This is a genomic window from Methylobacterium trifolii (assembly GCF_022179685.1).
GTDB lineage: Bacteria > Pseudomonadota > Alphaproteobacteria > Rhizobiales > Beijerinckiaceae > Methylobacterium > Methylobacterium trifolii.
The window spans coordinates 1-2866 of the sequence record NZ_BPRB01000421.1 but is presented as its reverse complement, the minus strand read 5'-3'; the positions used below and the strand labels follow the sequence as shown (position 1 = coordinate 2866).

At 50.9% G+C, this 2866-nt stretch carries 1 protein-coding gene and 1 pseudogene; one reads left to right on the top strand and one right to left on the bottom strand.

Annotation, left to right across the window (positions count from 1 at the left end; all coding sequences use genetic code 11):
- On the top strand, positions 1–1843 hold a 1843-nt coding region (locus COGEMETH_RS25495; protein ID WP_238185450.1), incomplete at its 5' end, for an NACHT domain-containing protein.
- A gap of 440 nt (positions 1844–2283) precedes the next feature.
- On the opposite strand, the pseudogene COGEMETH_RS25490 reads toward COGEMETH_RS25495, so the two are convergent.
- Positions 2284–2544, bottom strand: a pseudogene (locus COGEMETH_RS25490) (helix-turn-helix domain-containing protein); the annotation flags it as partial.
- Positions 2545–2866 lie beyond the last annotated feature (322 nt).

The following is a 2866-nucleotide window of genomic DNA, read 5'->3' as shown; positions in this document are numbered from 1 at the left end:
TATTTACACAGACCTGCGGTATGTGGAAAAATTGGACGATGTTGAAAGCTTAATTAGATATGCTTCGCCAGCAATTGGCGAGGCCAACTTACATCATTTTACGGCTCTCCTGGGTGGCGGCTCAGTTGTTTTCGTTCTTGACGGACTTGACGAAGTTGAGCCAGCCCGTCGCTCAAGGCTGGTCGAGTTAATTCTTAGGGCTCGCAAGATCTGGAGTGAATGTTATTTCATAGTTACCTCAAGAGTTTATGATTCACAAGCTCTTTTGGGCGGGGGTTTTAATTTTGCGATAATAAAAAGCTTGTCGCCTGCAGAAATCAATCAGCTGACGTCAAATTGGGCCGCAATCATATCGGTCGATAAAAGTAGGTCAGGAAAAGATTTTTCGCAGGCTGTCGATAAACTGTTAGCGCAAGAACGCTCTGATCAGCGTTTCATTAGATCTCCACTGGTATTAGCCCTCCTTGCTTCAATCTACATCGGCACAGGGAATACGCCAGGAAATCGGGTGGCACTTTTCGCTCAGGTCGTTAATTGGCTTCTCAAGTCTCGCTCGTTGATCCGGGAGAGTCAAAACATCGATCTAAAGACGACTAAACTTGCGCTGGAGTCGGTGGCGTTCTCATTCGTCGTCGGATCAATAAGTTCTCGAACCACGATGGATCAAGCCGCGGCAGCCGCTGCAAAGCTGGCGAGTATAAATCAGCTTGATGCGGAGAAAGCGCTCCACATTGAGGCCTTCGGAAATAACTGTCTTGTAGTATCTGACGGTAAAATCAGTTTTTGGCACGAAAGCATCCGCGATTATTTCGCTGCATTCTGGTTATTTCGTAAGTTGTACGAGAGTCCCGGTTCCATTCCTCTGGAAGTTGAGAAGATATTGTACGATGTTCGTTTCCGTGAAGTGGCAGATCTTTTGATTGCGCTCCTTGCTACTTCAGACGGGGACATGTTGCAGGTTCTATTTAGGGAGAAGTTGCCGCGCGGCGCATCGTCCATCGAAAACATAAGGGCGACTAGCCTGCTAGCAAGGATATTGAAGACGGGAAAAGCACAGGGCGCAAAATTTACGTCAGATGATGGGAAGCAGATCGAAGACGCTTTGAGAAGATATATCGACTTGACCGAAACAAATCTGCTCACAATGTCTATTGCGGATCGCCGCGAAATGCTTCGTGCGGCTGGTAGTTTAAAGAAAGACTTTCGTTTGTACGGCCCACCGGGACGCCGCGCCGTTGAAACTGCAAGCCCAAGAGTTAAAATTGGGAAATTCCCTGTAACAGTACAGGAGTATGGCCGATTTTTGAATTTTACCGCTGCTGGAGGTCACGCAGGGTCAGCGATGAAGTGGCAAGCGGACCATCTTCCCGTGATGTGGGACACGCAGCAAGATACTTTAAATGCCCCTGTCTCGGGTGTCGATTGGCAGCAAGCAGATGCGTATTGCCGATGGCTAACAGTTCAAATGCGCTCCGAGCATAAAAGGTGGTCCAAAATAGTCGTTCGGCTCCCTTCCTGCGACGAATGGCGCTCGATGACGGGATTGGCGCCAGTAGAGAATCGAGACCTGAAGAGGTGGAGCGGACCTTTCGTTTCGAGGTTTTTGGCGCCTGTCGACCCTGTCGGTGTTTATCCGGAGCGAGCCAGCCCGTATGGACATCAGGATATATCCGACGGAATATGGGAGTGGATTGGTCCTTCGTTAGACGTAAGAATACGTCGCAAGCAGATTGTCAGCTCGGAAATTGTGGGAGGCTTGCACATCACTTTTGTCAAACGAGTAAGGGGTGTTCTAGCTTCGCCCTTAGTTGGATTTAGGATAGTTTTCGAAGATGCAGTTTAAGATTTGCATGTTAAACTTGGTAAGTGGAAAATTATATACGACGATTATGCTATTCAATTGACGGCCTTTTGCCGTCGATTATAGTTTCTTTTGAAAGATTAATGTCGTAATTTTCATTATTTTTATGCTAGAAAATGATGGAATAGACAGAGGTGGTTAAAATTCTCTAGTTGATAAATCGAATGGATAAAGGCGTTTGCTTCGATCTGCTGGCCGGTTTTTCACGGCGCGCTTATTGGATTTAAATTGGTTATAATTCAAGATATCGGTTTATCCGCGTCAAATGTCTGCTTGCGAGCGGCTCGATACTCGGTATTCATAGACCGGCGTCGGCCAGTCTCGGTCAGCAACAGGCTCTGGCAAGATGTCCGCTTTCGGGCAGATAGGGAAATGAACTTGACGACGAAGGCGGGTCGATGGCCACCGTCAGCGCCTGCCGCAGCGTCGAGCTTAGAGCGCTGACCCGCCCTCTTACGCTCGATCAGGCCATCCGGACCGGCCACGTTGAAAGCCAGCCCCCAATCCAGGACCGTCTGCAACCCAACCGCGCCGCTCCTGGCCGCCTGCGTGCGGCTACCGCCCTCGTAGATCGAGGCCAGCACCAACAGCCGCCTGCTCTGGCCCGCATTCTGGTTCGCGCGCGCCAACCGTCGCAGAGCCTCAGCATCAAAATCCGCGCGCAATCCCAAAGCCTTCGACATGGCAAACCTCCGGCTTGCCACAGCGAATCACATCGGGCCCGACCGCACAAACCCGTTAGTCCTTACCCACGTCGATTCGTATAAGAGGCGGTCCGGCATTGTAGGGCTGGTCGCTCTGGGCAATGAGGCGAGCCTTGCGCTCGGACAGGCTCGACATTGGGGCTCCCGTTCGGATGAGAACACGGGAGTGAAGGCGTCGACGGCGGCAAGTCTCAATCGAAAACCCGGCAACTAGGGTAGCCGATGCAGGGCATCATCGCCGCAATCTGCTTTTCCCGAGGTCTAGCGCAGGAGCCTGTCGTTGTGGTCAGCCCCCATTGAA